General features: G+C 64.1%; 4 protein-coding genes. 3 read left to right on the top strand and 1 reads right to left on the bottom strand.

All coding sequences use genetic code 11. The features are described 5' to 3' along the window. Window positions 1-326: hypothetical protein (locus tag Q8O35_RS01840; protein WP_305569969.1), on the bottom strand; the 326-nt coding region annotated here is incomplete at its 3' end. Window positions 327-535: 209 nt separating this feature from the next. Here Q8O35_RS01840 and mdh point away from each other — a divergent pair. From mdh to Q8O35_RS01825, 3 genes are all read left to right on the top strand, one after another. Next, window positions 536-1,480, top strand: a complete 945-nt coding sequence (gene mdh, locus Q8O35_RS01835; RefSeq protein WP_305569967.1) for a malate dehydrogenase — start codon at window positions 536-538, stop codon at window positions 1,478-1,480. Between the two features lie 3 nt (window positions 1,481-1,483). After that, entirely contained in the window at window positions 1,484-4,924 is a 3,441-nt protein-coding gene (locus tag Q8O35_RS01830) for a PAS domain S-box protein (protein ID WP_305569965.1), read from the top strand. A 386-nt stretch (window positions 4,925-5,310) separates the two neighbouring features. Then, window positions 5,311-6,138 (top strand): recombinase family protein (locus Q8O35_RS01825; RefSeq protein ID WP_305569963.1); only part of this gene is annotated, 828 nt, incomplete at its 3' end.

Raw genomic sequence — 6,138 nt, 5'->3', positions numbered from 1 at the left:
CCACCGCCACCGCCGCCGCCGCCGCCGCCGCCGCCGCCGCGCCCGCCACTACCACTCACGCCGCTTCCAAGTCCTTTGCCCGCGCCAGTGCGGGTCTGGTCCATAGTGCGAGTCTGGTCCATGGTGCGAGTCTGGTCCATGGTGTGCGCCTGATCCATGGTGCGCGTCTGGTCCTGGGTGCGCGCCTGGTCCTGGGTGCGCGCCTGGTCCTGAGTGCGCGCCTGGTCCTGAGTGCGCGTCTGGTCCATGGCCTGCGCAAGGGCCATGCCGGTTCCAAGTTGAAGCGTTGCGAACATCGCCAATGTTGCCAGAGCGTTCTTGTTCATCAGTCCCCCTTTGGTTTTTTCAGATTAACTATAACACAACTCCCGTGAAGATTGTCAACACACTGCACACTTCGAAGGCGGACCATCTGGACGGCTCCCCCGCTCCAGCGCTGCTTTTCAGTTCCCCACACATCGCGCAACCCCTGGGCCTTCTTGACGCACGCGGCGAAAGCGGACAGATTCGGGTAAATATATTGGGGAGGACTGCCGTGGCGTTCCGCAGAAAAAAAATCTCCGTCATCGGCGCCGGACAGGTGGGCGCAACCTGCGCCCTCATGCTGGCCAGCCGCGGCGTGGGCGACGTGGCGCTCCTCGACATCAACCAGGGCGCGGCCAAAGGCAAGGCCCTGGACATCCTGCAAACCGCAGCGGTGCAGCTTTTCGACTCCCAGGTGACGGGCACGGCGGACTACGCCGACACCGCGGACTCCCACGTAGTGGTGATAACCGCAGGCTCGCCGCGCAGGCCGGGCCTGACCCGCGACGACCTGCTCACCATCAACGCCCGCGTGGTGGCCTCCTGCTGCCGCGAGATCAAGAAATTCTCGCCCGAGGCCGTGGTCATCGTTGTCACCAACCCGCTGGACGCCATGTGCTTCGTGGCCCAGCGCGAGCTTGGTTTCCAGCGCGAGCGGGTGCTGGGCATGGCGGGCATCCTGGACTCCGCCCGCTTCCGCACTTTCGTGGCCCTTGAGCTCGGCGTCAGCGTGCGCGATGTGCAGGCCCTGGTCATGGGCGGCCACGGCGACAGCATGGTGCCCATGCCCAGGCGCTGCTTCGTCGGCGGCGTGCCCCTCACCGAACTGCTGGCCCCGGAGCGTGTTGAAGTCCTGGTTGAGCGCGCCCGGGGCGGCGGCGACGAGATAGTGAAACTATTGGAGACAGGATCGGCCTTTTACGCCCCAGCCGCCAGCGTGGTGCAGATGGTCGAGGCCATCCTGCGCGACCAGCGCCGGGTGCTGCCCTGCGCGGCCATGCTCCACGGCGAGTTCGGCGTCAACGGACTGTTCATCGGCGTGCCCTGCGTGCTGGGCGGACGCGGGCTGGAGAAGGTCTGCGAAATGGAGCTGGATGCGGCGGAACGCGCCGCCTTTGAGCATTCCGTCAGCCGGGTGCGCGCCCTGGTGGACGACCTGGCGCGCCTGGGGCTGTAGCGCATGTCCCGGCGGTTCGCCCTCTGCCTGGCCTTTGCGGCCCTGCTGTTCACGTCCGCCGTGCTCCCCAGCCACGCCCTGGCCGAAAAGCCGCGCAAGAACGTCCTCATCTTCAATTCCTACCACGACGGCTACGCCTGGTCCGACGAGATACTGCGCGGCCTTCGGGCCTTTTTCAACGAGTCGCAGTACTTGGTGGACCTGCACATCGAGTACATGGACACCAAGCGATTCGCCACGCCGAAGCGCGCCCAGGCCCTTTTTGAGTTTTACCGCGACAAGTTCAAAGACGCTGACTTCGACCTGATCATCGCCTCGGACGACTTCGCCTACAATTTTATTCTGGACTACCAGGACCGCTTGCTGCCCGGGCTTCCCGTCGTATTCTGCGGCGTCAACGACCCCAAGCCCGACAAGATTGCGGGCAAGACCAACATCACCGGCTTGGTGGAGAACGTGGATTTTGAGGCCACCTTGCGCCTGGCCGCGCGCCTGCACCCAGACGCCAGCCGCATGATCGTCATCGGCGACCGCTCTGTCACCGGCTTGGCCATCCAGGGCCAGTTGCGGCAGGCGGCCCCGAAGCTGAGCGGCATTCTGGACCTGGAATACTGGGACGACTTGCCCATGGGGACCATTCTGGACCAGCTGCGCGCCATGCCCCAGAACACCCTGCTCTTCGTCATCCCCATGTACCTGGAGCACGAGGGCAGGCTGTACGCCGCAGATGAGGTGCTGAAGGTCATTTCCGCCAACGTGTCGCTGCCGGTCTACAGCTGCTGGCGCTTCCTGCTGGGCCACGGCTGCGTGGGCGGCAAGTTGCACAGCGGCGTGGATCACGGACGCCTGGCCGGAGGCCTTGCTCTGCGCATCCTGGCCGGGGCCGACCCGGCCAGCATCCCCATCGTCAAGCGCTTCGACGACCCCTTCGCCTTTGACTACAACATCCTCAAGAAGCTCAACATACCCTTAAGAGATCTGCCCTCAGGCTCGGAGATCATCAACGAGCCCTACAGCTTCTACACCATCGACAAGGGCCTGTTCTGGACCATCATGAGCAGCCTGGCCGCCATGCTGTTCATCCTGGTCCTGCTGGTCACCAGCATCATCCAGCGCAGGCGCATCCAGGAGCGCGTCAACGACCAGCTCTCGTTCCTCAAGATACTCATGGACGCCATTCCGCTGCCGCTCTACTCCCTGACGCGGGGCGGCCTGTTCCAGGACTGCAACCTGGCCTTTGAGCGCCTGTTCGGCGTCAGCCGGGCCAACATTCAGGGCAAGGCGCCGGAGGACATCGGCGCGCCTGATGCGGCCGGAGCCGGATCAACCAGCGGAACAAGCGGTGCGGCCGGTCTGCGCGACGCAGTTGATCAGCAGCTCCTCGCCTCCGCTGGCGTCCGCATGTACGAATCAGTGCTGCACCTGCCCGGCGACGACCACCGCGCCGTGATGCTCAGCAAGGCTACGTACCTGAACGCCAAGGGAGAAATCCTCGGCCTGGTGGGAGTTCTGAACGACATCTCCGGCCTCAAGCGCGCCCAGGAAGAGCTGCGCCAAGCGGAAGAAAAATACCGCGGGATCTTCGAAAACTCCGTGCTGGGCATTTTCCGCGCCGCGCCAGGCGGCCAAATGCTGGACGCCAACCACGCCCTGGTGGAGATGCTCGGCTTCGCCAACCTGGAGGCTCTGCTCGCCACCGGGGCTGACTTTCTCTCCGGCAGCGAAGACGGCGCTCCCCACTGGCTTTCCGCCACAACCGGCCCTGGCGGTGTGGCCACTTACCGGCGCAACTTCCTCCGCCCCGACGGACGGCACATCACCACTTTCCTGCACATCCGCGCCGTGGCCGGTCCAGGCGGCCAGCTGGCCGCCTACGAAGGCGTTGTCGAGGACATTACCCAGCGCGAAAACGCCGAGCGCGCATTGAGCGAAAGCGAACGCATGCTGCAGCTGGTCCTCGACACCATCCCCCAGCTGGTGAGCTGGAAGGACCGCGATCTGCGCTATCTGGGCGTGAACCGCTCTTTCTTGTCCTTCTTCGGCCTGGAGGACGCCCGGCGTGTGCTGGGCCGCACCGACGAAGAGCTTTTCGAGGGTCGCGACTCCACCCAAAGCTCCCAGACCAACGACCGCATGGTGGTTGAGAAGAACCAGGCACAGTACCGCGCCACCTGGCACGCCGAGGACGGCTTCGGCAGGCCCGTGCTGCTGGAAGTCTCGCGCGTGCCCCTGCACGACGCCGCCGGACAGGTGGTTGGTTTGCTCTGCGCAGCCGAGGACGTCACCGAAAAAAACAACCTCGAGCGCCAGCTTCTGCAATCCCAGAAGATGGAAGCCATCGGCACCCTAGCCGGGGGCATCGCCCACGACTTCAACAACATCCTGACCAGCATCATCAATAGCGCCGAGCTGGCCCTCATGGACGCCCCGGAAGGAACGGACATGGCCCAGGACCTGCTGCGCGTGCTCAAGGCCGGCAAACGCGGCAGCCAGCTTGTGCGCCAGATCCTGGCCTTCAGCCGACCGTCCCTGGCGAGCTTCCAATACGTCAACGTAGCCGAGCTGGCCCGCGAAACGTTGAGCCTGCTTTCCGCCTCCCTGCCGCGCAACATCAGCGTGCGCGAGGACATCCGCCAGGATCCCGCCCTGGCCATGGCCGACCCCATCCAACTGCATCAGGTGTTCCTGAACCTGTGCACCAACGCGTTCCAATCCATGCGCGAGACTGGCGGCGACCTCCTCCTGACCCTGCACGCAGAGGAACTGGACGCCCAGACCGCCGAAGGTCTCTCCCTGCCGCCGGGTCGATACCTGCGCCTGTGCATCACAGACAACGGCCCAGGCATTGAGCAGCACATCCTGGACAAGATCTTTGACCCCTTCTTCACCACCAAAGGCAAGGCCGAGGGCACGGGCCTCGGCCTTGCCGTGGTGCACGGCATCGTCAAGGCCCACAAGGGGGCCGTGGCTGTGTCCAGCCTGCCCTGGGAGCGCACCAGCTTCGACATCTACCTGCCGCAGCACGAGCGCACCAGCCGCGAAGCGCCCAGGCGCCCCGAGCCTGTGCGCCGGGGCCAGGGCCGCATCCTCTTCGTGGAGGACGATCAGGACCAGTTGGCCACCATCCCCCGCGTGCTGGGCAAACTCGGCTACGAGGTGACAGGCCGCTCCAGCGCACCCGAGGCTCTTCGCGCCCTGGACGAGAATCCCGGCGGCTTCGACGCTGTGCTCACGGACTTCGACATGCCAGAGGTCAACGGCGTGGAGTTCGCCCGGCGCATCATGACGCAGCACCCGGGCCTGCCCGTCATCATGATCTCCGGCCGCCTGCACACCGGCGACATACCGCCCGACCTGCCGCCAAACATCCTGCGCGTGCTGGCAAAGCCTTACAGCCAGGCCGCGATTTCAGAAGCCCTGCGCGAAGTATTGAGCGTGGGGTAGAAAGAGTCCGCTAGGGCGTGGTGAACCAGGGGGCATGCACCCCCTGGACCCGCATGGCGAAGAGGCCGGTTCCGCGCCTGCGCGGAACCGGCCTCTTCGCATTCGAGTGTGCAGAAGCATTGCCATACGCTCAAACCGCCCCCCGCCTGAATATCCGCGAGGGGCTTCTGCTCAGGCGGTCTCCCGCCGAAGCAGAAGCCCCTCGCCACAGGGAGTCCAGAGGGCGCATGCCCTCTGGCGGGGAGCGGGAAAGAAATATCTTACCCAAAGCGAAACAAACTTTGCCAGCAATTTCTGGCAACTGTCGCCTTGGGCGTCGCCAGGCCCCCCTCTGACCCCCCTGAAAGTCCTGGCTTCATCAGAAAAAGTCGGCGCAGGATGCTCTCATGAAAAATACAAACCTCACCCCACCCCCGGCGTCACAGGCGTATATCTACATCAGACTCTCGTCGCAAGCGCAAGCCTGGGGCGACGGCGAACGGCGGCAGCACGACGCCGCCGTGCGATTCGTCGAAACCCATAGCCTGCCTGTCGCCGAAACCATGCAGGACATCGGCGTCTCGGCTTTTCGCGGCGACAACGCCCTGACAGGCGAACTCGGCCGCTTCCTCCAGCGATGCGAGAGCGGTGAAGTGCCGCCGGGCTCAGTGCTTGTCGCGGAATCCCTTGACCGTCTGACCCGCAATCGTGTGAACGAAGCGCTGTTGTTGTTGCTCAACATCACCCAACGCGGCGTCAAAATCGGACTCACTGCGCAAAACGTCATCCTGGACCTCGCTTCGTACGCGGCCTTCTTCCCGATCCTGGCGGACATGATGCGTTCGAACAGTGAGTCGGAGCACAAGTCTTTCCGGTCGCTTGCGAACTGGCAGACGAAGCGCAAGCTGGCGAAGGAAGGCGTCATCGTGACGAGCCAAGTGCCGCGCTGGCTTGAAGTGCGCTACGGCAAGATTCATGTGCTCGAAGAGCGTGCGCAGCTCGTCCGTCGCATCTTCGACATGTACGTGAGTGGCTACGGCCGTGGCGTCATCGCCCGCACCCTCATGAAAGAGGGCATCTCGGCTTGGAATACTCGTAAACCCGTGTGGCATGAAAGTTATGTTAACAAACTCCTGTGTAATCGGGCTGTTGTCGGCGAATACATCGCCGAATTCAAGACCGAGGAAGGCGGCATGGGGCAGGAAGTCATTACGGGGTACTACCCGGAAATCATT

Source organism: Humidesulfovibrio sp. (genome assembly GCF_030689645.1).
Taxonomy (GTDB): Bacteria; Desulfobacterota; Desulfovibrionia; order Desulfovibrionales; family Desulfovibrionaceae; genus Humidesulfovibrio.
This window is presented reverse-complemented; position numbering and strand designations above follow the sequence as displayed.